This is a genomic window from Polycladidibacter stylochi (assembly GCF_001562055.1).
Lineage (GTDB): Bacteria > Pseudomonadota > Alphaproteobacteria > Rhizobiales > Stappiaceae > Pseudovibrio > Pseudovibrio stylochi.
On the sequence record NZ_LLWE01000028.1, the window covers coordinates 1 to 1234 of the forward strand.

Annotated in this window: 1 protein-coding gene and 1 pseudogene; both read left to right on the plus strand. The window is 49.3% G+C overall.

Features of this window, described 5'->3' with window-relative positions:
• Positions 1-78: 78 nt before the first annotated feature.
• A pseudogene (locus AYK67_RS17610) lies at positions 79-231 on the plus strand (transposase); the annotation flags it as partial.
• Positions 198-1181, plus strand: a complete 984-nt coding sequence (locus AYK67_RS12645; RefSeq protein ID WP_244266920.1) for an IS3 family transposase — start codon at positions 198-200, stop codon at positions 1179-1181. The pseudogene AYK67_RS17610 and the gene AYK67_RS12645, both read left to right, overlap by 34 nt.
• Positions 1182-1234: the final 53 nt, after the last annotated feature.

The following is a 1234-nucleotide window of genomic DNA, read 5'->3' on the forward strand; positions in this document are numbered from 1 at the left end:
TGATGTGCTCCCTGAAAAGTCCCTCGATTTGAGTTAGAATTTTCTGTGACGAATTTCCTGGCTGGGAAGGAGCAGAATATGAAAGCATCGAAGTTTACGGACGCACAGAAAGCTTACATAGTTAAGCGTGGTGAAGAAGGTGTTCCTGTTGCCGAGATTTGTCGTGAAGCCGGAATCTCTGAAGCGACTTTTTATAACTGGCGCAAGAAGTATGCAGGCTTGATGCCGACAGAGATGAGACGACTGCGAGAGCTCGAACAAGAGAATGCACGGTTGAAAAAAATCGTTGCAGATCTGTCTCTCGACAAAGAGATGCTTCAGGACATTGTCAAACGAAAGCTCTGAGGCCTGTTCGGAAGAGAGCGCTGGTTGACGAGATGTTGTTGGATTGGGGGATTTCCATTCGCCGGGCTTGCTCGGTGATCATGTTTGATCCCACCAGCTATCGCTATAAATCCCGTCGACCCGATCAGGCCGCGTTGGAGCAGCGGATCAAAGAGATTTGCCAAACTCGGGTACGTTTTGGATATCGTCGTATCCATGTCCTTCTTCGACGAGAAGGTTGGAAGGTAAATATCAAGAAGACACGTAGGATTTACAAGGAGTTGGGGCTACAGCTGCGCAATAAGCATCCCAAGCGTCGGGTGAAAGCCAAGCTTCGAGAAGATCGGGAAGAAGCTGTTGGCCCCAATGATGTATGGGCGATGGATTTTGTCCATGATCAACTGGCCACCGGCCGTAAGATGCGGGTTCTGACAATGATTGATACCTTCTCGAGATACGTTCCAATTCTTGATCCTCGCTTCAGCTATCGAGGGGAAGACGTTGTCAAAACTCTTGATCGGGTCTGCAAAGAGATCGGCTATCCAAAGACAATCCGTGTTGATCAAGGCTCAGAGTTTATCTCTCGCGATATGGACTTGTGGGCTTACCATAACGGTGTCACACTGGATTTCTCCCGGCCTGGAAAACCGACAGATAATGCGTTCATTGAATCGTTCAACGGCAGGTTCCGAGCAGAGTGCTTGAACGCTCACTGGTTCTTGAGCCTATCTGATGCCGCTGAAAAGTTGGAGGCGTGGCGTAGAGACTACAACGAGCAAAGACCTCATGGAGCTATCGGTAACAAGGTGCCGATAGAACTGATGAAATCGGAATACGCATCCAGCCCGTGTTCCTGATTTGGTCCAGAAATCTCTACCTCCCGACCGGGGGAAAATTGGGGAGCACATCA